The sequence below is a fragment of the Wolbachia endosymbiont (group A) of Yponomeuta plumbellus genome (assembly GCF_947251575.1).
GTDB classification, from domain to species: domain Bacteria; phylum Pseudomonadota; class Alphaproteobacteria; order Rickettsiales; family Anaplasmataceae; genus Wolbachia; species Wolbachia pipientis.
The window spans coordinates 1,369,437-1,393,555 of the sequence record NZ_OX366353.1 but is presented as its reverse complement, the minus strand read 5'-3'; the positions used below and the strand labels follow the sequence as shown (position 1 = coordinate 1,393,555).

The following is a 24,119-nucleotide window of genomic DNA, read 5'->3' as shown; positions in this document are numbered from 1 at the left end:
TGCAAAGTGTTACTGTAAAAGCGCTGTTATCGGATATATCTACGTAATTTCTTTTACCGTCTTCCCAGTTTTGACCTCAACTTCACCATCACCTATTTTTATGATACTACCGCCAAGGTTTAAGTCTCCTTTACTTAAGCCCAAATTTTTTGCACCTTCTACAACTTTGGCAACATCAACTATGCAGCTATGTGAAAATTCAATATAGAAGGTCTTATTATCGATTTCTACATCTTCAACAGTTCCTTCTATAGTAGCGTCTTCTCCAACTTCCCTAAGTTTCTTGAGCCTACTATATATTTGTGGCTCAATTTCTTTTTGCACTTTTTGATACATTTCAGTTATTTTCTTATCAACTTGTACATTAAAATCTGCTCCATTTAAGGCTAACCTCCTGATTATATCCTCTTGTTTATTTCCTTTGAATTCATCACGATACATCTTAAACATTGTAACGTTAGCAAAGCTAAAGCCATCTTCATTGGCAGCATTTATTCTTATTCCTAAGTCCAAAGCTTCATCGATAACTTTACTTAACTCGTTTATATTTTTAGCTGCAATAGCTTTTTCCAGGAATTCATTTAGTTTCATATTTTCATATTCACTTAGTCTTATCCTGCATAAAGCTGATCGAAATGGATTGAGCTCCTCAGGATATGTTAAGACAGGCAATTTACTAATCTTTTTATTTGCTGTTGGAGCAGCTTTTATAAAATTAGGTAATAACCCTTCTTTTGCTATTCGCTCTACCGCTTTTAACATTTTACTAGACAATTTTTTACCATTTATTTTTTTCATTGTAACCCTCACTTAATTTCATTACTATTCGATCATATCGTGATAAATATTATTTAATTGTTAATATTATACGACTTATTGATTTACTGTATATTATAATAACAAGTTTTGCGGGCATCTACACTAGAAAAACACATCCTATAAAAATTATTTCAGTTTCAACAAAAATGGGGTATCGTAATCGTAAAATTGAAAAAAATGGATATCCTATCTTACTCTACTGAAAAGCTGAAAAAGCATTGTCAGCTACTTGATGATGAAGAAAAAATAGTTCTATATGAGCAGCTGCTAGACAAGGCTAAAGATATACTTGAAAACTCAAGAGATGATATTGCAAAGTTGAAAGAGGTAAGCAAAGCAGTTGTAGCAATAGAGGAAACTACCGATAAGCAGTTACTAGAAAAGTTTAATGATGATCACCCGCTAAGAGAAGTGGACATTTTAATCTACTCTCCTCAAGGAAATACTGAATATCTATTCAGCATAGATAACTCATCAGAGCTTTATGATTTAAAAGAAGACAAAGAAAAAGCTCTTTATAATGCAGTAAAGTTAAATGATGTTGAGCTTGTAAAAAAGCTGCTAATGATCCTTTCACCTACAGAAGTAAGTAATTTTGACACGAAATACTTGGAAGAATTGAAAATATTGCTGTCAGGAATTCACAAAGAATTGCAATTATCACAAGATATGAAAAATTATCTTGAGAAGACGATAAAGTTCTATAGTTTTTTATGTAGTAATTTTAACTTACTAGTTACAAATCCTACTGACGTAAAAGCCATAATTGATCTATTTGCTGCTCAACCAAATATTGATTACCAAATAGATAAGCTTCTACTTTCTTTTATTGTAAGAGATGTTGAGGAAAAAAAGCTAAACTCTGAAATTAGTCATATGATAGAACTTCTTGAGCAACACGAAAGATTTGCTGAGCTCGAATACAAGGTTAGAAGATTAAGATCAGAGTTTGCAAGTGGCAAAAGCAGATACTCGGCTGAAGTAATACGAAATAGCATTGCAGAACGAGAAAAAGAGATGAGGGAAATTGAGAAAAAATACGTAAGGCCAAACGATTTAATTAGCGAGAGGCAGAAATTATTAAAGCAATTACTTTGCTAGCTTTTTTTCCACTTCATAAAATTTGTTGTAAATTTGAATAAGAGGTGAAAAGTGCAATTAGGTAAAAAAATAAAACAACTTAGGTTAGATCGTGCTTTGACACAGACCGAATTGGGAAAGAGAATAGGTGTTTCGTATAGACAGATACAAAAGTACGAAAATGGTTCAAATTGTGTTTTGGCCAGTAGATTATATGATTTAGCAAAAGCACTATCGATAGATGTTGCTAACTTTTTTACTGATATGCACACTGACTCACATGAAGCTTATGATGAAGAAATACTAAAGTTAGTCAAAGGATATAACGAAATTAAGAGCAAAAGGTTACGTAGTGCAGTTTATATATTGGTAAAATCTTTTTCTCAAAGTGATAATACATAGTTAATATTACCTGATACGTAAAATGACTATACAACATCCTATCGATAAACAAATAGGTGAAAGAATAAGGAAAAGAAGGCTAATGTGTGGTTTTAGTCAAAGAGACTTAGGAAAAAAGCTTGAAATTTCATTTCAGCATGTACAAGGATATGAAAGCGGAGAGATTAGGCTTGTAGTTGATAGGTTATATAAATTAGCAGAAGTACTATCGGTTGATATGTCGTATTTTTTTACCAAAGCCTCTGAAGACTTACATGATAAGGCCTTCCATAGCGATGTAGGCAGCGAAGAAATATCAAGGCTAGTGAGGGAATATAGAAAAATTGAGGATGAAACTCTGCGTGACATTGTTCATTTAGTGATTAAGGCTCTTGCTAATACAGGCTTTAAAGCATAAATTCTCTCCTTGAGTCGTTGAAGAAAACTTAAACTTTCATTTTCTTCATCATTTTGCTTTTCTTTCACTTTGATGCGTGTAGTTATACCCTACACAAAGTATAATGTTTTAAAAATAAAAACCTGCACCATAAAATATTGAGATTTAGAATATTAACTTATAAAGTCTTTTCGGCAGTTTTAGCGAGGGTTTATTAGCAAGGATGTTGGAGGTTAGCAATGACTATATCTGAAGGTGTAATACAGCGTATAAGGCATAATGATAAGAACGCGATAGGGGATGATTTTTTGGTCAAGGTGGCTGTGCACCATCCAGCTAAGTTTGATAGCTTAGAAGTAACAAAATTTTTAGTAAATAATAAAGGTGTAAGTTTTAACGCTAAAACTAATGACGAAAACAAGCCTATTCATATTGCAGCTGATTTTTGAAATATCGATATTGTAAAATTTTCTCTTAATAAGGGAGTAGAAGTTGGTACAAAAGGTAAAAACAATTGGACTCCTTTGCATTATGCTACCAATAAAGGATATCTAGGAATTGTAAAGCTTCTAATAGAAAAGCAACAACAAGAATCATTTATTAATAATTCTAATATTAATAATTCTAAAACTACAGATCAGTCTACTATGCTGCCAAGGAAGGCCATTTACCATCTGTAGAATTTCTCATAGAATATAATGCACCCCATAAACTAGACCAAAAAAAATGGTTGATCCGAGTAGGAAAGTAAAGGGGTAAAAGTATGGCAACAAAAAAATATGAACCAGAGTTAAAAGCAAAGATAGCTTTGGAAGCAATAAAAAATCAAAGAAGCACAGCTGAGATATGTAGTGAATATAAAATACCATCAACAAATCTATATGATTGGCGTGATAGAGTATTGGCAAGGTTAAAAGACCTATTTGTTGAAGAAAGTGAAAGTGCGAGAAAACAAAGAATCTTAGCGCAAGAAATAGAAAGTTTACATAAAGTAATAGGAGAATTGACAGTGGAAAATAGTTATTTGAAAAAAAAATTACTGAAATAAGCAAAAAAGATAGAGTAAGGTTTATAGAAAAAGATTCTGATCTGTCAATTAGGAAACAGGCTGATTTACTGGGGATTTGCAGATCTAGCCTATATTATAGGCCTATAATTAATAACGAAAGTGAAATTTGATTCAAGAAGTATATTTGGCTTCTGATTGCCGTTATGGATATCGTAAAATTACTGCTGAGATCATAGCGAGTGGAGTAGTAGTCAATCACAAAAAAATCTTAAGAATTATGAAAAAAATGAAGATTAGTGGGCTGTATTGTAGAAAAAGATGTAATACAAGTATTAAAGAAAAAAAGCATAAAATATATCCTTATTTACTCAAAGATTTGATTATTTGTAGAGTTAATCAGGTATGGGCTACTATATATTATGGTAGAAGGTAAGTTTGTCTATTTTGTGGCAATAATGGACTTGTATAGTCGCTATATTATTGCTCATTCATTATCACCATATCTCGATGCTGGATTTTGCCTTTATACTCTCAAAGAAGCTCTAAAACAAGGTAAACCTGAGATTTTTAATAGTGATCAAGGGGTGCAGTTTACTAGCTACAACTTTATTATGGAATTAGAGCGTGCTAATATTAAAATCAGTATGGACCATAAAGGACGTTGCTTCGACAATATATTTGTTGAGCGCTTATGGAGAACTTTAAAGCAAGAAGCTATATATTATTATAGACCAAATAGTATCAGAGATTTGAATCTTATAATAAACGATTTTGTTGCTTGGTATAACTATAGAAGGCGACATCAGACTCTACATTATAAAGTTCCTGCTGATCTCTATTATCATAAACAGTAAATGAATATATTCATAAATACTTTAAATATGTGTCGACGTATTTATCAACATATTCATTTTAAAAATCGGATCACTTTGAAAAAAATGGTCTAGACAAATGGGTGCATTATAATGTATAACAATGTTACAAAAAATAATATCATAGAATTCAGTAGGATAATTCCTAGAAAACCCCTACATACTAAAAAAAGCAAAATGCTGTTAAAATGAGCTTAAGAATAAATAGCAAACATCTAACATAACAATTCTATTTGTAAATCAGGTGAGGCTTATCCTATAGAAAGCTTTCGAACTACGCAAGCGTATCTTTTGCCTTTAGTATTTCTTTATTGTTTAAGATAACTGTCTGAGCTCCTCTGCCTTAGCATTATATCTCCACTTTCTGCAAGTTATTCCATTAAGTAGTAAAAATATTAGACTTGCCGCAAAACTAAGAAAAAAAGACCAAAGATAGAGCAGATTGAACTTACAGTAAAAATAGAACAAAAAAACTCCAACAATAAATTATACAAACTTCATCAGGTTAACTTTAACTTAAGAAAACATAAATCAAATTTTCTTGCTCAAAGACCTTGCTTTTTCTCCAACCTTACTCAAACGTACTCTAGCTTAATGCATAATTTTACCCATAAACAACCTTATCTTTGGTACTTTTATTAGTTACAAGTCATCTAGAAAACCCAGATGCTCTACGAAGCCCACCAATCAATATCAGATCCTGCTCTTGTCCTACAGCATTTAATATAGCGTATAACAAAACCATCGCATCTCCCCCAGTAATACGCTTGCATCCTCCACAAAATTCGTATTCACTTAACTGTCGATTTGCCTCCACCCTTTTTCGTTCAACTTGTTCTGCGGTGTTAGCATACTTCAACTCTATTCCAATTGGATGAGTATCATCATTTTCCGCAGATTTTGATAATACTAGGTCTATTTTCCTTCCTCTCTGTAGCTGGAACTCAATAATTACCTTGGCAGGATTATCGCAACTTTGAAATATCCCACGCAACAAAGCCTGAAATTTAGCTTCATTGTTCACGAGTAGACGGGTTCCATTTAATAACGGAGACAACAGACGAGAAATCTCATTAAATAAAACTTCATACCTAGCCCTGTACTCACCATTAACATTACCATCATTACCAAAATTAGGCTCAGCACTCATCAACTGATCTGCAAGTTGATGTAAATTCCTAACATTACCCATTTGTTCTGAAAACCTTCCCTCGAAATAACCTTCACTATGAGAACGTGAGTAAGCACGTAGTGATTCGAATTTCTTTGCAGAAGCCACTTCCAGATGACCCTGGACATCTACTTCACAAAGTACTTGACGCACCTTAGCATCATCTGTGGCTTGAGGCAGTAACGACAGGTTCAATGCCTTGTCTGGTAAAGTCTGCCACTTTAAACGACGAAAAATGTGAAGCACAACAAAACCAATATTTGATAAAAATAGAGCTAAAGTTAACGCATGGCTTACAATATCTGCTGCATCTCCCCTACCACCTGTACGTTTCATTTTCTCTCCCTGAGAGTGGTTAAATAGATACTTGGTAACCCTTACCTCCCGCCCATCATTTGTTTCTAAGTCCCTCCTTGTAGATAAAACATTTCCAAAAACAAACGATGACGTACAGGAAAAAGTGTTACAATGAGGCGATTGAGTGAACTCTGATGCTATGGGTTGTAAAAAACGTTTTACATTTCCCCTAACTCCATTTCCATGAGGATGTAGTAAACCCGGTATTAAGGAAAGACCACCTTCTGAAAAGGCCTGCACAGAAGTTCGGAGACCAGCACCTCCACGTAATTGAAAATTTAACGCTACACAAACAGCACTTGGTGATGAGGTATGAATAGGCAAAGACGAAACAGAACAACTTTTAGCATAATCTTTAGCTTGCTCTAATCCTTCCTCATCACCAACCTTCAACTCAATTATAATTGGAACCGAATCATTTGTCTGATCAACACCACGAACAAGCAAAACAACATCTGCATAACCTTTTCCTATAAGTAGCTCTGGGTAGAAATCAGCCACAGCTCGGTATCTAAAATTTACTAAAAACCCACACAGAAAACCGTGGTAATCAGACTCTGCACGAAACACTAAGCTATCTTCATGTTCATCATGGATATCAATAACATATTCCAAAATTCTTTTAACATTAGTACGCACTTCTCCTGTATCATCATTTGCCAACTCACTCATCAGGTCTAACAATTCACCTTGTTCTCTGATTGGGTTAATTTCATAAAAATTGGAGCTCCAGGTTCATCACGTTGAGGAAATCTATCTATTTCATGAATAAACCTACATTCTTCTCCAAACCGAAATATTTTATACTCTTCCCAATCCAGATCCTCATCTTCCTGTAATTCTTGTGGAAGATTCTCTTCTACCTGCTGCTTCTCTTCTGCACTAAACCTTGACCCAGGGCTGTTCTCATTATCAGCAACAGTATAACACCTGACTATTCTTCTATTTTCTTTATTAGTGAGAACAGCAACTTTTAGATTTCCATAATTGTCAAAACGAAAATAGACTCTTTCATCTTCAACTAATATACCTGCATCATGTGCAGTAGAAAACATACCAAAAAAGAATGTAGGAAAAAAGCCAGGCTTATTAGCCGAATGCAAAAAAGATGGACAGTTGTTTAAAAAACCTACAAATTGTCTACTAAACTCATCACAACCTCCACTTAATAAAGCCCTAACTAATTCACGATCTTCATTACTACCATGCATAAATACTCCTATTTGTTAACAACTGCAGCAGGCGAAATACTAACATTAGTACCCACTAACGTAGATTGAGGACCTTCAGTGCTAGCAGAGAATAAATTCAAATTTCTCGCTGACTTACACAACTCTTCTATTAAATTGCAGGAGCTAGTTGCATCTATCATCTTAGAATTCCTTGTTTTATCTAAACTATTTGCTATCCTCTCTTTTAATGATTTAAAGCTTTTGTCTGAACAACAATCTTTAGCAAACTTTAAAATACTCAAGACCAAATCAACTTTTTCACCATCGCCAGCACTTTGAGTATCCTTGCTGTTCTCCTGATCTACAATCAAATTTGAAATTGCATTTTCCATTGCAACAAAAGCAATCCTATCTTTAAAAGGATCGACAACATTTATTTTATTTTGGTTAAATACACTAGATTCCCAAAGACTGCTAATAGCTGACCTTGCTTCATTCCTGTTATCCAAGTCATAATCTTTAGAAACTACAACAAATGAAAGCGATGAGAGAAGATGTGCATATCCTCTAGGTGAAAGCATTTTCTCTACTTCAGATCTTGAACATCCCTCGCTCAAGTACTGGATAACATACTTAGTTGTGCAAAGAAAACCGTGCTCTACTAAGTAACTAAGAGGACGGTAGATCACACCCCTATCTTTCTTATTCGGTAGCCCAAGTAGTGACTTATGATCTACTTTTGCGCTTATGACTTTACCTAGAAGGGAACTTAAGGTAGAAGCAAGTTTATAGCTAGATTGCAATGGAGATAATTTTGCAATAGCAGAAACTAGCAATTTTTCTCTCTCTTCTTTCACTAATTTTTCTTCAGAACACAGACGATTATAGAAGTGTTCCACTCCCTTACTCCACTTGAAATCTACAGCCTTATTAAATCCATCTTCTGCTTCTATATTTTCTCTAAGGTTACCTGATTCTTGATCAATCCAGAAATTGAAAACAGGATCACGTCTTCCCATGGAACTTAACAATTCAACTCTTGCAAGCTTATCACTGCAAGCTAAATTCCTATCTTCCTCACATGCACCTTTATGAGATAAGTCAGATCTAAAAGACTCTAACGCCTTGTCAAATAATTGCTTAATTTCACTCTCTACACACTCAATACATGCTATTTTATATATAGCAAATGGATTCAACACACCTGATTTAGCTAATTCTCCTACCAATTTAGCAACATCTAGTGTCGCACCTGACCAACAAGATTCATCACGAAACGCATTACATAAGAGGTCCGATTGCTCAACGGTTAGACCCTCTACTGTTACAGGGTGAGCCTTGACCCATTCCTCAATAGCTGAAGTTCTATCACCTTTAACAACATCCTTCAGCTTACTTATTACTTTGCTAGAGATAATCTCTTTATTTTTTTTAGGATCAGAACTGAGACGAGATCTTTTGCTTGGGCCTGCATTACCCTTCAAATCTTCCGTTCCACGTTTAGTTTTACTTTTTGGCATCTAATTACCTCAAAATCAAATATTCAATGAAGGTATTATACAAGCATTAGAATAATATATAAATCGAAAAATTAGTGTGCACCTAAATTTAAGCAGTAATTATAGACCTGCTGCAAAAGAATTAGTTTTGTAGTAAAATTATATGAGTACATCGTATCTATTAAATCATAAGCTTTATGGATTACAGATTGAGAGCTTATTTGTTTGGGGTTATCTGGTTTATACTTAGCTTATTTAGTAGTGTAGCTAATGATACTATATCAAAATATCTAAGTTTACATCTTCAGAGTTTTGAAATAATTTTTTTCCGCTTTCTGTTTACCACTATTACCCTTGTACCTTTTATGTTTTACTATGGAATAGAAACTTTTAAAACAAGTCAAATATCTACTCAAATAACCAGGGGTGGGTTGTTGTTTTGTGGAATGACCTTATGGACTTACGGGTTGACTGCTTTCCCCATAGTAACTGCAACGATTATAAGTTTTTCTATACCATTATTTGTTATACTTCTTGCAATCCCTTTGCTAAACGAAAATATAATTTGGCAAAGATGGATAGTAACTGTTATTGGCTTTGTTGGTATTGCTATTACTACCAAAGCTCATAGTGAAGATTTTAATCCTAAAATTCTTATTTTTATTGTATCTGCATTGATCTTTGCTATATTAGATATACTTAATAAGAAACTTGTAATAAAAGAGTCAGTAATAAGTATGTTATTTTATTCAGCTCTAACGACAACTATTTTTTCTACTCCACCTTTGTTATTTTATTGGCATATGCCTTCCTTGTTGGAGTTAGTATTACTGCTGATTTTAGGAATAAGTTCAAACCTAATTCTGTTCTTCATGTTAAAAGCTTTTGCTCTTACTGATGCTACTGCACTTGCACCGTATAGATACATAGAGCTAATAATTTCTGCAATAGTAACATACGTTATATTTAATGAATTACCTGATAAAAGTGCTTTATATGGTACTTTGATATTAATACCATCAACCTTATTTATAGCTTATTCGGAAGGTAAGGCAATTAAGAAAAATAATGTAACAACAAAAGTTTATAATTGTTAATGGTATTTATTTTAGATGCTAAGCTATATTTTTAAGGTGATAATAAAATGCACATAACTATTATAGGAGTAGGGTATGTAGGCTTAGTATCTGGTACAATGTTATCGGAGCAGGGCCATAAAGTTGATTGCATTGACATAAATACTGAGAAGATTGAACTTTTGAAATCAGGGAAAATTCCTCTATATGAACCTGGATTAGCAGATTATTTAGAGAATAATATAAAGTCACAAAGGATAAGATTTTTCGATTCGTATTCTCAAATAAATCCCAATACAGAAGTAGTATTTGTAACTGTAGATACTCCATCAGACTCCCTAGGAAATGCAAATTTAAAGAATGTATATAATGCAGTAAGTGAAGTTTCTGAGAGAATTAATCAAGATTGCTTAATAGTGATAAAGTCAACTGTTCCTCCTGGTACTGCAGAAAATATACATAATTATTTATCTAATAAGGGCTATAACTTTGATTTGGGGGTTAATCCAGAGTTTCTCAAGCAAGGCTCTGCAGTATCAGATTTTTTATACCCAGATAGGATAATAATAGGAGTAAAAACTAAGCTAGCTAGGGCAAAACTAGAAGTTATATATAGATCATTTATAGATAAGAATATTCCGTTAATAGTCACTGATACAGTTACTGCTGAAATGATTAAATATGCTTCTAATGCCTTTCTAGCAACAAAGGTTGCTTTTATCAATGAGATGGCAGGTTTATGTGAGCTATTAGGAGCAGACATTGACCTTTTAGCTAACAGTATGGGAATGGACCATAGAATAGGTAAGGAATTTCTCAAAGCTGGTCCAGGATTTGGAGGATCATGTTTTCCTAAGGATTTGTCAGCTTTATTAAGGCTTGCTGAAGACTACAATGTTAAGCTACAAATTTTAAATTCAGTTAAAGAATCTAACTATAATCATATAACAAACATTGCTAAAAAGGTAGAATATGTATTAAATGGAGTCCAAAATAAAAAAATAGCAATATGGGGGCTAACTTTTAAGTCTGGTACTGATGATGTAAGAAATAGCCCAGCTATAGATATTGCAAAATTGTTAGTGAATAACAAGGCTAAAATTACTGCATATGATCCAATGGGGATGGATAATGCTAGGCAAGTTCTAAAGGATATAGAGTACGCAGACAATGCTATAGGGGCTGCAAGAGACGCGGAAGCCTTATTATTATTAACGGAGTGGAAAGAATTTAAAAATCAAGATTTTGCAAGTTTAAAGAGTATTATGGCTGCACCTAATGTTTTTGATTTCCGTAATTTATTAGATAGCGAGCTATTACTAAGATATGGTTACCATGTTTATTCCTTGGGTAAAAAATCTATCTACAAAGTTTAACTGTTGAGAAATTTTTTTTACACCGCTTTACTTAGTTTTTTTAGATCTTTGCTTGATAGTATGGAAAAGCAAACGAGTGCAACAACAGAGCAAATGGAAAAAAATGAAAACATAATACTGTTACCACAGTGCTTAACAAGTACTCCTAAGAGCACGCATGAAAATATTGAACTTGCAATATACCCAAATAATCCTGTTAAGCTTACAATTGCACACACATTATTTTGTGGAGCAATTTCTACAGCTATAACACCTGTCAGTACTTGCACTCCAAATATAAAGAATCCTGATAAGATTGCACCAAGGTTCATAAGAATTATGTTTTGACCAAAGTTCATTGCAATAAAAGTGAGTGCTATACCCAACATGTAAAGTAATGCCAGCAAGCTTCTATTTTGAAAGAAGTACATATCACTAATTCTTCCTGTGATTAAAGTTCCAAGGATTCCACCTAAATCATATACGCCTGTTATTAGTGAGGATTGTACAAGAGAAATTTGTAATTTATCCCTTAAAATTATAGGAAACCAAAAGAAGATTCCCATTTTTATAATATAAGCACAAAAAGTAGCACAACATAGAAACCATATGGAACTTGTTACCTTGATACCTATTTGAGATTTCTGCACCTTATAATAGGTAGTAAAGTTGGCACTTTCTTTGTAATATGCTTTTAATATTGTATAAATTCCAAAAAGTAAGCATAAGAGACCAGAGTACAAAAATGCACTTTTTGCATCATATATTTTAATTATACTTGGTAATACAATTAAAGTAATACAAGAACCAAGTTGCTGAGATGAGCTCATAACTCCCCATAATGATGCAATTGAAGAGATGCTAGAGTTTGTAACCATAAACTTGGTAATAGCTGGCCAACCTAACCCTTGTGTCCAAGCTAATAATATTAATGTTAACAGTAATAAAGTCAGATTATTATATGATAAAGTTATACCAATGGTTAATAATCCAGTTGCAATATTGCATAGCCCAAACATAAATAATGGATTATTTTTGGAGTCCATGATTATTCCATTAACAAATTTTGATACTCCATAAAAAAAAGAAAGGCAGGCAAAAAAATAGCTTAATTTTACATGGTCAGTATCTATTAACAGTGGTAGAGCAATTGGTATACTTTGTCTTGATAAATAAAGCAGCATATATCCACAGAAGAATAGTAAATATTGAAAGAAGACAAAGTTCACACCTATTCCCAAATAGCTCTATGCAGATGCTAGCATAATACTATATTGGTATAATATTGTTTGACAAGAAGTTTGCAAACAATTAGTGCAGAAAATTACTTACTTAGTATCTTTCTTATAGCAGATACAGTAGTATTAATATCTTCATAGCTTATATCTCTATGTGTTATAGCTCTGATTTTACCTTTGATGTTAGCCATTCTAATTCCATAATTTGTCATTAGTACGTTTATTAATTCTTGAGTAGATATACAATTAGTATGTAATGAAAAATACGCTATATTAGTTTTATACAGGTCGATATCAATTATAACTTGATCTATAGAGCCTAGGCCTTCTATAAGGTGCTGCATTTTTTTATGATCTTCTTCTAAAGAATTTACATTATTATGTAGAGCATATAAACATGCAGCTGAAATAATGCCAGCTTGGTGCATACCTCCGCCAATTTGAAACTTATAGTACCAAGCTTTTTCAATAAAATCTTCACTTCCAAGCAATATTGCGCCCATTGGAGCACCTAATCCTTTACTAAAATCAATAAATATCGAATCAAAATAACTTGCATACTCTTTTGGAGATATTTTAGTATGAGCACAAGCGTTGAACAGTCTTGCTCCATCTAAATGAGTGAATACGTCATTCTCTTTGCAGAGACTTGAGATCTCTTGAATATATTCTAAAGGCCACACAGCTCCACCACCAAAATTTGTCGTTTGTTCGATAGAAACAAGCCCAACTCTCGGAATATTTCTTAAACTAGGACGAGTAATAAACTCAACAATTTGTTCTCCAGTAAATATTCCTCTCGTACCTTTGATGGGCAAAGGAGTGGCATGTGCCTGGGCTGCGATCAAGCCAGATTGTACTATGAGTGGATGTGAAGTTTCATCAAGCAGCAAGTAATCACCAGGTCTTTGAATGTGTACTTTATAAGCAATTACATTGGACATCGTTCCTGAAATCAAAAAGATTCCTGCAGGTTTACCTAATATTTTACATGCGGTTGCCACTAATTCGTTTACAGTTGGATCTTCACATGCAGCTTCGTTTCCAACTTTTGCTTTAGCCATCGCTTCCCTCATTTTAGCTGAAGGGTCAGTGTTTGAATCGCTAAAGAAATCTATTTTTATTCTCATATTAAATTTAACACAACCTCCTTTATAATTTCAGCAGCTTTCATGATTTCTGTTTCCTTTGTGCCAAGATGGGTAACTGCTCTTATATGAGACTCGAGCCAAGGAAAAAGCAATAAACCATAAGCTTGGCACTTACTCAAGAAAACCTCATTAGTTACATTTAGTGCTTTTATACTGAAGCTTACTATATTAGTTTCTGGATAAGGTAGTACCAGTTTTATGTGTGGAATTTCTTTAATCTTATCTGCAAACAATTTAGCGAGCTTATTATCTTCTTTAAGCCTAGAGATATTATTCTGTAGTACGTATTTTGCTGCATTAGCACAATACCCTATCTGATGATAACCACTACCTAGCCAAACCTGTAGCTTTTTAGCCCTTTCAATTATCTCTCTTTTACCCATAAGCATTGAACCAAAAGGAGCGCCAAGTCCTTTAGTAAAAGAAAAGCTCATTGTATCCACATATTTAGCATAATCTGCTAAAGCAATATTTGTTTCGATATGAGCATTAAATATTCTTGCACCGTCTAAATGAAGATTTACATTGTGAGCTTTTAAAAAGTGATATAACTCGACTTGTTTTTCAAAAGGATAAATTTTACCATTAAACCCATTTATACTATTTTCTATAGAAACAAGACTCACCTGAGCAAAAATTTTATACCTCGGCTTAGAATTAATAGCATATTCTACTTCATCAACATCTAAGATTCCGCTATTATTTCTAATACAATTAAATACGATATTATTTACTTTTGCATTGCCTGCGCTATCGAAAAAATTAACGTGGTAATTATAATGAGTTATTAGTTCATCACCAGGACTTGTTTGACTGGCAATGGCTAATCTATTTGCAAGCATACCGCTGGTTACAAATAATGCTTCTTCTACTTTGAATAATTGTTTGCAATATTCTGATAAGTCATTACAGCTTTTGTCTTCACCATAAGCAAAATCTCCAACAGTTGCATTACTTATTGCATGTATAACGTTGGAGCCCTGCAGAGTTGTAGTGTCACTTCTCAGATCAATAATTTTTTCCATCTTATTTTTTGCCATTCAAACAACCAATTTGAGCATTCCAAAGTTCCTTGTAAAGACCTTGCTTAGAAACTAATTCAGCATGTTTACCATCTTGGACAATTTTTCCTTTGTTAAATACTAGAATTCGGTCCATGTGTAAAAGTGTAGAAATACGGTGTGCTATAGTAATCGTAGTTTTATTTTTCATCAATTTGAATAAACTCATTTGAATTGTTTTTTCTGTTATAGAATCTAACTGACTAGTTGGTTCATCGAGAAATAATATTGGAGCGTTTTTTAAAAATGCCCTGGCTATTATTATTCTTTGTCTTTCTCCTCCAGATAGCTTGATGCCTTTTTCTCCGACTGTAGTTCCATATTGATCTGGTAGAGTCATAATGAAATCGTGAATACCAGCCAGCTTTGCAGCTCTCATTATTTCTTCGATAGTAGATTGAAGTCTACCATATATGATGTTTGCTAAAATAGTATCATGAAATAACAATGGGTCTTGAGGTATTACAGATATTTGTTGCCTCAAAGAACTCTGTGTAACTTCTGATACTATTTGATTATCAATCTGTATATTACCTTTTTTAACATCAAATAGCCTTAGAATTAAGTTTATAAAAGTAGATTTACCACCTCCAGAATAACCAACTAGACCTACCTTTTCGCAAGGATTAATGGTAACTGAGAAATCTTGAAATAATGGCTCCTGACCTTCATAAGAAAAAGAAACATTGTTAAACGTTATTCTTCCACTTAATAAATTTAATTCTTTAGCATTTTCCTTATCTTGAATTTCTGGTACAGTAGTCAAGATTGGCAATGCATCTGAAACTTTGCCGAAATGAGTAGAAAATTGGGTAAGATTCCTAGTTAGATGGTTAAGAAACTCTATAATCGATATATTAATTCCAAGTACAAGAGCAATATCTCCTATTGCGATCTTGTTCAATTGATAATCATGAATTAAAAAATACAAGTTTACTGCTTGGAGTATATCGAATGAATAGCCATATATAAACCAAAGACAAAAGTATGCCCATTGTAATTTTCTCTCTGCAATAGTTCTTTTCTTGCATATTTGAAAAAATTTGTGTCTCTCATGTGCTTGCTGAGAAAATAACCTTACTGATATAACATTTAAAATACTATCTGCTATACTAGCTATTACTTTTGAATTTTGTTTAGAGTAATTATCAGCTAGTTCAGTAAGTACACGAAAGCTGAAAATCGAGACTAAAATAAAAATGCTTACCCAAGTGAATGTAGCGATTGCAAACTTTATGTTTACTAATGATAAGGTATAAATAGCTAAGACTAATGCTATACTGTAACCGAAAAAACAATCTATAAGCAATCTTATTAACTCTATCACACTATCCATTAAGCTACTGACCTTATGTACTAAGCTTCCAGATAAATTGTTCTGATAATAGGAATGGTCTTGTTGGAGTAGCCTACAAAAAGATATATCAGCTATTTTTTGACGCATTAAGGTAAACATTCGAATGTCAACAAAATAGCCATAGAATCTAAAAGCAGTAGTGATAAGTAATGCCATGCCAAGATAAGCGCTTACAGGTAATAAAAGATTTTCAATTACATTACCTTCCTGATATTTTACAGCTGTATCTAGAATATTTTTTACTAAATACTTTCTAAAAGACAAATCAACAGCTACCACCAGGGCAACTAAAGACATTATAAGTACATTAAGTTTGAATTTAGATACTATATTCAAGATGAACATCAATACACATTTGAAGCTATCAACTCTACTTCTGTTCATTTACAATGCTAGCTCCACTACGTTGACTTTTTTATTGAGAAATACAAGTAGTGAAAACCATAAATTTTTGTATATTTTTCCTGAGATGTCTCCAGCATCATGTAGTGCTGATGCTCGATTCAGAATAAGTAGCTTATATAAATCTCGCTTAGCCTCAGTAGTGTCGATCTCAGAAATATTTGTAGTTGTGTCTGTAATAAAGGCTAACCAGCTCTTGATAAGTTCTTCCATGTTTTTTACTTTTATACTTTCCTGGTAGCAAAATAATGACAAGCATTCTCTCAGTATAGATTCTGTTAACTCACCACAATTGAGTATACCAAAAACTGAAGGCTGAGGTTTTGGCACATAGGGAAGATCTTGATCTTTTACAATCCACCTTGTTACATAAGCAAATCTATCTTTAGCATCTGTATTCTTATCACTACCATGCCATAACCGTGAATCAAAAACTATCGCATCTCCTGCTGAAATAGGTAGTGACTTAATTTTGTAATTTTCCCGATTACTTGAGTACTGATCAAAAAAATATGGGTACCAAAAATCAACTAAAGGCTGTATTTCCCATTTATGACTGTTTTCTATAATTTGCAGTGCACCTGAAGTTTCACTTACATTATTCAAAGCTAACCAAACAGAAAAGTGGTAAGGATCATTGAAACTATAGGAGATGTCTTGATGGAAGGGAACTGCATCTATTAAATCAGCAGTTTTACATATAACATTTGATTTTTTCTGCAGTATCTGACACTGAAGTGACTTTTCAAGGTAATTTTTAATAATTTTATCTAATGCTTGAGAGATAATTCTAGTTACTTGAGATGACGTGCCCCATCTGCCGGTACAGTTTAAACCTCAGTTATGGATTAGAAAATAGATAAAAGTATAACTAAGAAGAGGGAAACAGGGTAAACTCGAGTATTTTAGTAATAATAAGAGGTTACCCATGAAGAAAGATATTACAGAACTGTACTGTTGCGTCGAGGATTTTTGTCGTGCGGTAGATGATAATTTTGCAAATAGGTTCTTATCAAACGGCAAAAAACCAACCAGAGTACCAGAAATAGCGCACTCAGAAATTCTAACCATAATCCTGTTATACCATAAATCACCATGTAAAAACTTCAAGGCTTTTTATCTTTGTTATCTTCAGTTATTCTATAGATCAGAGTTTTCAAAGCTGCCTTCATATCACAGATTTATTGCCTTAAAGCCGCGAGTTTTGTGGTATTTAGCATTACTTTTGCAATGGTTCTGTGAACAAGCGAAAATGACCGGCACTTCCTACATCGACACCTCTACGATTGCCGTTTGCCACAAAAAAAGGATCTCTAGGAATAAAGTTTTTAATCATCTAGCAGAAATTAGTAAGAGTACGTATGGTTGGTTTTTTGGCTTCAAGTTGCACTTAGTGATTAACGAAATTGGTGAAATTCAAGCACTTACCCTAACCAAAGGTAACGTTGATGACAGAAAACCTTTACCAACTCTCACTAAAAGACTGACCGGACTTTTGTTTGGAGATAAGGGCTATATAAAGAAAGAGCTTTTTGAGAAACTCTTCGATAGAGGCCTAAAGTTAGTCACTAAAGTAAAAAAAGGTATGAAAAACGCACTAATTTCACTTAAAGAGAAGATTTTATTAAGGAAAAGGTCGATTATTGAGACTGTTTTTGATTCCTTGAAAAACAAATTTGAGATTGAGCATACAAGACATAGATCGCCAACAAATTTCCTAATTCATGTTTTTTCTGTTCTGATTTCCTACTCCATGCAGTCCAAAAAGCCTTCTATTTCTATGCCTTTCTTTATCGGCTAATCCATAACTGAGGTTTTAAGTAGTCAGAAGTTGAAACACTTAGTTCTTGGGATAGCTTTGATATCTTATTTGTTATATCACTTAAAGACTGAGTTATTAGCTCTAAAGGAACCAGATTTTTGATAATAAAAAAACCATTTTTTTGTAATGTTTCCATATGATTAACACCTGACATCAATAACTGATAAGTAATCTGTTAAAGGTATAACAGCAAAAATTTTGAATCCTTTTACTTGTTTGAGTATTTTTTCCCAATTGCTTAATGTTCTTAGTTTACCTCCTGTTTCAACCATTACATTAATATCTACAGAGCCTCCATCTGGAGAGCGGTAATCTAAAATAGTTTCTATCAATAAAATACGAGATATTCCTTTGACCAATTTTAAATAAGATAATACTTTATCATCATCATAATGCTGTAGAAAGCGGCAAAAGACACCTAATTCATAATTTGTAGCTGATAGTTCTTCCTGAGTTATAAGTTTGACTTTTAAATTTTCTACTAACTGTCTTGGCACTTTATGTTCGTTATATAGGCCTATGGAACCTTTATTGTGTATATCAGAATAAGCAAGAAATAAAGAGTGTACACCAAATAGCAATATATTCTTAGCATCATCTATATTAATTCTAGAATTAAACTCTTTAGTATCAAATCTAGAATATCCTAGCAATGCTTGGTAAAACGCTATTTTCTTATCTTCTGATGCTTCTCTTTCCTTAAAAGATTCAAATGAAGAGATTGACTTCTGTTTTAGTATATCGGCAATCTTTAACCAATTCTTTTCAGCGGCAACTCTTGCCCACATCGTTGCTGCTTTTGGCAAAAATGGTATTTCCTTAAAACACTTACCTTTTGATGATAGTTGCCATAAGTCCTTGTCCTTATCGTAATCAATAAACCCTATTTCCCACAACGCCCTTAACAGCCTTTCTAGATTTGGTACGATAATGTTTAACTTTTTAGATAAAACTGGCATAGTTGCAGGTAAAATATTTAACAAATCAAGTTCAATAGCAACGCTTGTTAGGTAAGTTTTCCAAAAGGCTGAAAGTTCTGCAGAAATCCTATGCACTTGAGATTCTTTACCTAAATCAAAAATACTAAACTTTACATTTCCGGTAATATCGATTTGTCCTAACACACCTTCAAAAGTTTCAACTTTTGCCATCCCATTATAGAATGCTTCTACCATTTTAAATCTCTGCTGGTAAACAGGATCACCATTAATATCTATATGAAACCAACCATGTTGATCTTCTGCAATAGAATAACCTTTATGAAAAACATTAAGTTTTTTATACCATTTATTATGTACTAACTTTCCATGATGATTAATATGTGTAGCTTTACCATCCTTATAGACTACAGCGATACCATCCTTAAAATCTCCAACATAATCATATTCCTCCTGATAAATCCTGTTGCCATTTAAATTAATATGAAAACATTTATCATGTCTTCTAACTACACAAGCATCTTCCTGATAATTTCCAATCCATTGATAAGACTGTTTGTATACTCTACATCCAAATGAATCAATATGGTAACACCCTGTATCATCTTCTACGGCTGCTCTATTAAAGTAGAATCCAAAAGTTTTTAGAAATCTATTATGATAAACTGCTTCTCCTCTTACATTGATATGATAAGCACCTGTCTGATCATAAACCGGTGCAAGACCGGGCTCATGAAATTTACCAACCTTTATAAACCTATTTTCATACAAAGGATTTCCTAGTAATTCGTGAAAGCTCTCACACGGTGAAATTTTAATAGATCTAAGATTATCTTTGATTAATTGATCAAAGGTTTTCTCATGTTGCATGTTTTGCATAATTTGTAATTTAAATAATTCTTTTGTAAGCTTAGGTACTCACTACTCTGCCATATTTCCTCGAGTTTAACCTCATTAACATTACCAAAATTTCCTAATGTCTTACGGAGTTCATCTGGAGCACAGCAAGGACTAAACTTTCCTTCATTGTTTATCCATGCTTCTTTACCTAAAAATGGGCATTGACCACCTGGAGCCAAATCCTTAATACCTTCTTGAGAAAGAATTGTAAAATTTTCTAATTTTATCTTTTTACCATTTGGTAATAGCATATTATCTCTAAGCTCATATAACCTTCTCACCTCTGTATTCCATCTACTAATTGCTAACTCATCTCTTCTCATAGATAGATCCTTAATTTCCTCAAAATGTGCCCAAAGATGATGTCCTTTAACTCTATCTATGCCATTTTTTATGGCCATCTTAACTATGTCATAGAGTTCATGTAAATTACTTTCCAAAAATGTTAATTGTAAAGTAACGGTACACCTTTCACCTGTATCGCTAAAGTATTTATCTCTAACTTCAAGGAAAGTTTTTAAATTTTCTGTCACTACTTCCCATTTTGAACCTTTCATGATTCTTTCATGAGTTTCTTTAGTTGCCCCATTCCAGGAAATCTTAACATCAGATAAAATTGGTACCAATAGTTCAGCCCATTTTCTAGCTCCTTTAATGGGAAAAGAACCATTGGTTGTGAGGTTAAGCTTAAGGCCGAACTCATGGCACAAATTGATTATTTCATCAAAGCTTTTATACATTAAAGGCTCACCCATAGTAGAAGGAATGATTTCCCTTAAAGGTGTGCCAGCTGCTTCCTTAATTACTTTTCTGATAGTTTCTATCGACAGTATCTTAGGTTTTATTCCTTTAGCTTTCTTCTCTTCTTTAACTTTGCTGTATGGTGAAAAACATTCGCACATTATACAAGCAAAATTGCAGTAATCTGGATTAGTATCAAAAGTAATTCTCCAAGGACCAGGTTTCACAGCTACTGATTTGCCTTTCTTTTCAATAGCATTACGGTAAATCTTGTTAAGTTTCTCAGTATGCTCACCTATAGAAGGTATATTTCCATTTTCAGTATAAGGATAGCCTTTTTGGGTAAGTTTATTATATAACTCCTGATCTGTAGATAGGACTTGCATTTTTTCTGACAAACTACTTGCATCTCTGTGCTTAAATAATAGTCCATCTCTTACATATTCTGCCATGCCACCATAATCGGCTGTTATAACTGGTATTCTAAGTTGCTGTGCTTCATGTATTACTAACGGTGAATTTTCACCCCAAATTGAAGGAACGACTATTGCATCAACTTTATTAAATACGTCAGTAACTATATTCTTATTATCATAACTTCCCATCCACTCTATTCTTTCTTTAACAACAGGTGAAAACTGATCGGCAATCGCTTTTAAAGCTTTAGTTTCTTCTCTTGCCGCTCCCCAAATTCTAAGTTTTGCTTTAGATGATAAGTGAGAAAAAGCTTTCAATAATAGATCAACACCTTTTTCGGGAGTATGAGTACCAATATAACCGAAAATAAACTCTTTTTCTTGTACTCTATTTCTATTCTTAAGACGATTGAGATCAAAACCATAATCAAGATAAGAAATTTTGTTTATCGGAACATAAAAATCCTGAGTAAATTTATCCATCAAGAATTTCGATGGGGAAATAAAGTAATCTATATAGTCTATTATTTTCCTTGTGTGCTTCATTCTAGTTGCAACCCATTGTTCCCAATAATTTAGGTCTGAATTCAGGAATTCTTCATCTCCTGTAAAATATCCCTTGTAACATTGGGTTGCACATTTTTGATCCTTTTGTCCATCACAAAGCTGTAATAAATCTTCAGAATTGCGTTGAATAAACCTTCCTCTTGGACACATTAACCAAAAGTCATGTAGCGTAAAAATTGTAGGTATATTTTCTTTAAAAGCAATTTCTGGTAAAGTAATTGATAGATGATTAAGATGACCAAAATGTATAAGATCTGGCTGAAAGTTATCTATTACTCTTTTAAATTTTATATCTACTTCTTCATTAATAAATTTATAACGATATTTAGCTATGGGTATATTAATTAAATGCAGTAAGATTCGAGAATCACTACGATCTAGGACTGTAGTGTAATAAAAATCAGGTAAAAAGCTATTTTCATACCTAGTAAATACTTGTACCTCATTGTTATTTGCTAGTTCATGAGCAAGAGTTTGGCTGTAAACCTCTGAACCAGCGCTATAATAAGGAGGGTAACCATGAATAACTTTTAATATTTTCATATATTACCATATCTATATTGTTAGGATACTCTTGTATATTGTTTTGTAGACTTTTTATAAAATTGCTTAATCCTACTTCTAATGAATGCTTTGGAGACCAACCAAGTAGCTCTTTAGCTCTAGTAAAATCACCATGGAACTTAGTTACGTCAAAATTTCTTGGAGGATAAAAATCAATTCTAGAATCACTTTTCGTGACTTTTAATATTGTTTTTGCTAAGTTTTCTAAAGTACATGGGCTATTAGTAGTAAGATGAATAGCAGGAAGAGAAGATTTTTCACTTTGTAAATATTTAACAGTTAAGCATATACCCTCTATAACATCATCCAAGTAGGTAAAATCAAAAACACATTCTTTACCTTCTATTTTAATTGGATCACCTCTTAATGCATTAATACAGAGTGCGGGAATTACTCTACTGTTATGATCTAGTAAACCACCGTATACATTTGAAAAGCGTAATATTGCTACATTAAAATCTTTTAAACTTGTTATTTGCTTCTCAATAAATGCTTTACCTTTGGCATAATTATTTATTGGATCGATACTAGCAGATTCTGTAACCGGCAGTTCCTTCTGCTCTCCATAGACTTCCCTACTACTTGCATATATAAACCATGGTTTATTTGGAAGTGACTTACATAACCCTAAAAACTGCATTGTACCATCAACATTAATTTTTTTACACAGTTCAGGATAAAGTTCACCATGTATAACTCGAGAAATTGCAGCCAGATGAATAATTCCTGTACACTTAGCAAGTAGTGGTACTATATCTTCTGAAAAAAAACTGAGTGGATTGTTGCGAAACCTAATATCACAGCTTATTACTTCATGGCCCTGGTTTTCTAACTTTTTCACCAAGGTTGATCCTATCAAACCTGCAGCACCTGTTATTAATATCCCCATGTATACCCTCTCACTACAAATAGGAAAATTTGTCGTACCAATTATCTTACAAGTAAGAATCAAAAGGTATTATAAAACCAGTATAAAACAAATGTCAACTTAAATTAATGAATAAAAAAATGTAGTTATGAAAGAAAAGTTGGCTGCCTTCTTTCTTGAAAATAGTGTTCGGCTTTAATCAAATCCTCTTTATTATTTACTCCCATTGCTTCTCTTTCATCAGAAACTACATAACCTACACTCAAGTTATTGTTTGCTGCAATGGGCACTATATCATTAAGACAATATTCATTGGTCGAATTATTGAATTTTATTTCTTTTACTAAGGTAAAGAGATCTTTAGCATATAAAGCCATTATTCCAGAGTTTGCAAGAAGCATTTTATCTCCATTTTTTAGGATTTTTTGAACATTTCCGTAATTATCAATTACTAATCTTCCATATTGTTCATCTTGACTATTAAATCCAAGAAGAACTAAATTATTATACTTTAAACAATCAGTCATTTTCATAACTGTATCACTAGATATAAAGGGAGTGTCTCCATACTGTATTAAAACTATGTCTTGATCAGATAACTCCTCCAGATTTTCTAGAGCAATTTTAACTGCAGTGCCAGTGCCTGTAATATCTTCTTGCATTATTAGTTTTATATTATATTGATCGATTATACTTTTTAGGCTATCAAAGTTTTCTAAATCTTTTAGAAGGGAGTTGTTAACAACAATTGATAAGCTTTTTAGACTCAGCAATTTTGCATTAGAAATTATATGTTCTAAAAGAGTAAGATTTCCCACTTGGTGCAACGCTTTTGAATATTCAGAATTCATTCTACTGCTCTTTCCTGCTGCTAATATTATCAAAATGTTACTCATACATAACTCA

At 33.0% G+C, this 24,119-nt stretch carries 22 protein-coding genes and 1 pseudogene; 9 read left to right on the top strand and 14 right to left on the bottom strand.

Going from position 1 to position 24,119, the window contains the following annotated elements; all coding sequences use genetic code 11:
- Window positions 1-39 precede the first annotated feature (39 nt).
- Window positions 40-798, bottom strand: coding sequence for a hypothetical protein (locus OPR39_RS06945; RefSeq protein WP_265038732.1), 759 nt, complete (start codon window positions 796-798; stop codon window positions 40-42).
- Between the two features lie 198 nt (window positions 799-996).
- Between OPR39_RS06945 and OPR39_RS06940 the strand changes: the two genes are divergently transcribed.
- The 6 genes and pseudogenes from OPR39_RS06940 to OPR39_RS06920 all read left to right on the top strand — a co-directional run bounded on the left by OPR39_RS06940 (window position 997) and on the right by OPR39_RS06920 (window position 4,540).
- Window positions 997-1,920, top strand: a complete 924-nt coding sequence (locus OPR39_RS06940) for a hypothetical protein (protein WP_012673225.1) — start codon at window positions 997-999, stop codon at window positions 1,918-1,920.
- 51 nt (window positions 1,921-1,971) lie between these two features.
- Window positions 1,972-2,301 (top strand): helix-turn-helix domain-containing protein, encoded by a 330-nt coding sequence (locus OPR39_RS06935; protein WP_007549995.1) that lies wholly within the window; start codon window positions 1,972-1,974, stop codon window positions 2,299-2,301.
- Window positions 2,302-2,323: 22 nt separating this feature from the next.
- Window positions 2,324-2,698: a helix-turn-helix domain-containing protein gene (locus OPR39_RS06930; protein ID WP_007549999.1), complete on the top strand. Its 375-nt coding sequence runs from the start codon at window positions 2,324-2,326 to the stop codon at window positions 2,696-2,698.
- A 218-nt stretch (window positions 2,699-2,916) separates the two neighbouring features.
- Window positions 2,917-3,126 carry a hypothetical protein gene (locus OPR39_RS06925; RefSeq protein WP_265038730.1) on the top strand — a complete coding sequence of 70 codons (210 nt, stop codon included), beginning with the start codon at window positions 2,917-2,919 and terminating at the stop codon, window positions 3,124-3,126.
- Between the two features lie 3 nt (window positions 3,127-3,129).
- Window positions 3,130-3,357, top strand: coding sequence for an ankyrin repeat domain-containing protein (locus OPR39_RS07315; protein WP_082246108.1), 228 nt, complete (start codon window positions 3,130-3,132; stop codon window positions 3,355-3,357).
- An 83-nt stretch (window positions 3,358-3,440) separates the two neighbouring features.
- Window positions 3,441-4,540: pseudogene (locus OPR39_RS06920) on the top strand (IS3 family transposase).
- A 667-nt stretch (window positions 4,541-5,207) separates the two neighbouring features.
- On the opposite strand, the gene OPR39_RS06915 reads toward OPR39_RS06920, so the two are convergent.
- From OPR39_RS06915 to OPR39_RS06905, 3 genes are read right to left on the bottom strand one after another with little or no spacing between them, the layout of a single operon-like run.
- Entirely contained in the window at window positions 5,208-6,758 is a 1,551-nt protein-coding gene (locus OPR39_RS06915; protein ID WP_265038727.1) for a PD-(D/E)XK nuclease domain-containing protein, read from the bottom strand.
- 5 nt (window positions 6,759-6,763) lie between these two features.
- A complete protein-coding gene (locus OPR39_RS06910) occupies window positions 6,764-7,297 on the bottom strand; it encodes a hypothetical protein (protein WP_265038725.1) in 534 nt (177 codons plus the stop codon).
- Window positions 7,298-7,305: 8 nt separating this feature from the next.
- Window positions 7,306-8,778, bottom strand: a complete 1,473-nt coding sequence (locus OPR39_RS06905; RefSeq protein ID WP_077188281.1) for a hypothetical protein — start codon at window positions 8,776-8,778, stop codon at window positions 7,306-7,308.
- Between the two features lie 176 nt (window positions 8,779-8,954).
- Between OPR39_RS06905 and OPR39_RS06900 the strand changes: the two genes are divergently transcribed.
- Window positions 8,955-9,854: a DMT family transporter gene (locus tag OPR39_RS06900; RefSeq protein WP_265038721.1), complete on the top strand. Its 900-nt coding sequence runs from the start codon at window positions 8,955-8,957 to the stop codon at window positions 9,852-9,854.
- Between the two features lie 47 nt (window positions 9,855-9,901).
- On the top strand, window positions 9,902-11,209 hold the full coding sequence (locus OPR39_RS06895) for a UDP-glucose dehydrogenase family protein (protein WP_265038719.1): 1,308 nt from the start codon (window positions 9,902-9,904) through the stop codon (window positions 11,207-11,209).
- 17 nt (window positions 11,210-11,226) lie between these two features.
- On the opposite strand, the gene OPR39_RS06890 is transcribed toward OPR39_RS06895, so the two are convergent.
- The 5 genes from OPR39_RS06890 to OPR39_RS06870 all read right to left on the bottom strand — a co-directional run bounded on the left by OPR39_RS06890 (window position 11,227) and on the right by OPR39_RS06870 (window position 17,120).
- Window positions 11,227-12,417 carry an MFS transporter gene (locus OPR39_RS06890; protein ID WP_265038718.1) on the bottom strand — a complete coding sequence of 397 codons (1,191 nt, stop codon included), beginning with the start codon at window positions 12,415-12,417 and terminating at the stop codon, window positions 11,227-11,229.
- A 95-nt stretch (window positions 12,418-12,512) separates the two neighbouring features.
- On the bottom strand, window positions 12,513-13,556 hold the full coding sequence (locus tag OPR39_RS06885; RefSeq protein WP_211908064.1) for a threonine aldolase family protein: 1,044 nt from the start codon (window positions 13,554-13,556) through the stop codon (window positions 12,513-12,515).
- Window positions 13,553-14,602 carry a threonine aldolase family protein gene (locus OPR39_RS06880; RefSeq protein ID WP_211908672.1) on the bottom strand — a complete coding sequence of 350 codons (1,050 nt, stop codon included), beginning with the start codon at window positions 14,600-14,602 and terminating at the stop codon, window positions 13,553-13,555. Before OPR39_RS06880 ends, OPR39_RS06885 begins: the two co-directional genes overlap by 4 nt.
- Window position 14,603: 1 nt before the next feature.
- Entirely contained in the window at window positions 14,604-16,379 is a 1,776-nt protein-coding gene (locus OPR39_RS06875) for an ABC transporter ATP-binding protein (RefSeq protein ID WP_108784045.1), read from the bottom strand.
- Window positions 16,380-17,120: a phytanoyl-CoA dioxygenase family protein gene (locus OPR39_RS06870; RefSeq protein ID WP_406833341.1), complete on the bottom strand. Its 741-nt coding sequence runs from the start codon at window positions 17,118-17,120 to the stop codon at window positions 16,380-16,382.
- Window positions 17,121-17,325: 205 nt separating this feature from the next.
- On the opposite strand from OPR39_RS06870, the gene OPR39_RS06865 reads away from it, so the two are divergent.
- Window positions 17,326-18,198: an IS982-like element ISWpi16 family transposase gene (locus OPR39_RS06865; RefSeq protein WP_007301954.1), complete on the top strand. Its 873-nt coding sequence runs from the start codon at window positions 17,326-17,328 to the stop codon at window positions 18,196-18,198.
- On the opposite strand, the gene OPR39_RS06860 is transcribed toward OPR39_RS06865, so the two are convergent.
- The 5 genes from OPR39_RS06860 to OPR39_RS06840 all read right to left on the bottom strand — a co-directional run bounded on the left by OPR39_RS06860 (window position 18,188) and on the right by OPR39_RS06840 (window position 24,109).
- Window positions 18,188-18,355 (bottom strand): hypothetical protein, encoded by a 168-nt coding sequence (locus OPR39_RS06860; RefSeq protein WP_265038717.1) that lies wholly within the window; start codon window positions 18,353-18,355, stop codon window positions 18,188-18,190. The two genes, OPR39_RS06865 and OPR39_RS06860, sit on opposite strands and share 11 nt — an antisense overlap.
- Window positions 18,356-18,359: 4 nt before the next feature.
- Window positions 18,360-20,036 carry a WG repeat-containing protein gene (locus OPR39_RS06855; RefSeq protein WP_265038716.1) on the bottom strand — a complete coding sequence of 559 codons (1,677 nt, stop codon included), beginning with the start codon at window positions 20,034-20,036 and terminating at the stop codon, window positions 18,360-18,362.
- Complete coding sequence (locus tag OPR39_RS06850; protein ID WP_265039290.1) at window positions 19,997-22,324, bottom strand: glycosyltransferase; 2,328 nt, start codon at window positions 22,322-22,324, stop codon at window positions 19,997-19,999. Before OPR39_RS06850 ends, OPR39_RS06855 begins: the two co-directional genes overlap by 40 nt.
- Window positions 22,281-23,234, bottom strand: coding sequence for an NAD-dependent epimerase/dehydratase family protein (locus OPR39_RS06845; protein ID WP_264376250.1), 954 nt, complete (start codon window positions 23,232-23,234; stop codon window positions 22,281-22,283). The genes OPR39_RS06850 and OPR39_RS06845 overlap by 44 nt, the downstream gene beginning before the upstream one ends.
- A gap of 125 nt (window positions 23,235-23,359) precedes the next feature.
- Window positions 23,360-24,109: an NTP transferase domain-containing protein gene (locus OPR39_RS06840; RefSeq protein WP_265039289.1), complete on the bottom strand. Its 750-nt coding sequence runs from the start codon at window positions 24,107-24,109 to the stop codon at window positions 23,360-23,362.
- Window positions 24,110-24,119 lie beyond the last annotated feature (10 nt).

Coding starts and splice junctions, on each gene's coding strand:
- OPR39_RS06945 (WP_265038732.1), bottom strand. CDS start 798: ATGAAAAAAATAAATGGTAAAAAATTGTCTAGTAAAATGTTAAAAGCG.
- OPR39_RS06940 (WP_012673225.1), top strand. CDS start 997: ATGGATATCCTATCTTACTCTACTGAAAAGCTGAAAAAGCATTGTCAG.
- OPR39_RS06930 (WP_007549999.1), top strand. CDS start 2,324: ATGACTATACAACATCCTATCGATAAACAAATAGGTGAAAGAATAAGG.
- OPR39_RS06925 (WP_265038730.1), top strand. CDS start 2,917: ATGACTATATCTGAAGGTGTAATACAGCGTATAAGGCATAATGATAAG.
- OPR39_RS06915 (WP_265038727.1), bottom strand. CDS start 6,758: ATGAGTGAGTTGGCAAATGATGATACAGGAGAAGTGCGTACTAATGTT.
- OPR39_RS06910 (WP_265038725.1), bottom strand. CDS start 7,297: ATGCATGGTAGTAATGAAGATCGTGAATTAGTTAGGGCTTTATTAAGT.
- OPR39_RS06905 (WP_077188281.1), bottom strand. CDS start 8,778: ATGCCAAAAAGTAAAACTAAACGTGGAACGGAAGATTTGAAGGGTAAT.
- OPR39_RS06900 (WP_265038721.1), top strand. CDS start 8,955: ATGGATTACAGATTGAGAGCTTATTTGTTTGGGGTTATCTGGTTTATA.
- OPR39_RS06895 (WP_265038719.1), top strand. CDS start 9,902: ATGCACATAACTATTATAGGAGTAGGGTATGTAGGCTTAGTATCTGGT.
- OPR39_RS06885 (WP_211908064.1), bottom strand. CDS start 13,556: ATGAGAATAAAAATAGATTTCTTTAGCGATTCAAACACTGACCCTTCA.
- OPR39_RS06880 (WP_211908672.1), bottom strand. CDS start 14,602: ATGGAAAAAATTATTGATCTGAGAAGTGACACTACAACTCTGCAGGGC.
- OPR39_RS06875 (WP_108784045.1), bottom strand. CDS start 16,379: ATGAACAGAAGTAGAGTTGATAGCTTCAAATGTGTATTGATGTTCATC.
- OPR39_RS06865 (WP_007301954.1), top strand. CDS start 17,326: ATGAAGAAAGATATTACAGAACTGTACTGTTGCGTCGAGGATTTTTGT.
- OPR39_RS06860 (WP_265038717.1), bottom strand. CDS start 18,355: ATGGAAACATTACAAAAAAATGGTTTTTTTATTATCAAAAATCTGGTT.
- OPR39_RS06855 (WP_265038716.1), bottom strand. CDS start 20,036: ATGCAAAACATGCAACATGAGAAAACCTTTGATCAATTAATCAAAGAT.
- OPR39_RS06850 (WP_265039290.1), bottom strand. CDS start 22,324: ATGAAAATATTAAAAGTTATTCATGGTTACCCTCCTTATTATAGCGCT.
- OPR39_RS06845 (WP_264376250.1), bottom strand. CDS start 23,234: ATGGGGATATTAATAACAGGTGCTGCAGGTTTGATAGGATCAACCTTG.
- OPR39_RS06840 (WP_265039289.1), bottom strand. CDS start 24,109: ATGAGTAACATTTTGATAATATTAGCAGCAGGAAAGAGCAGTAGAATG.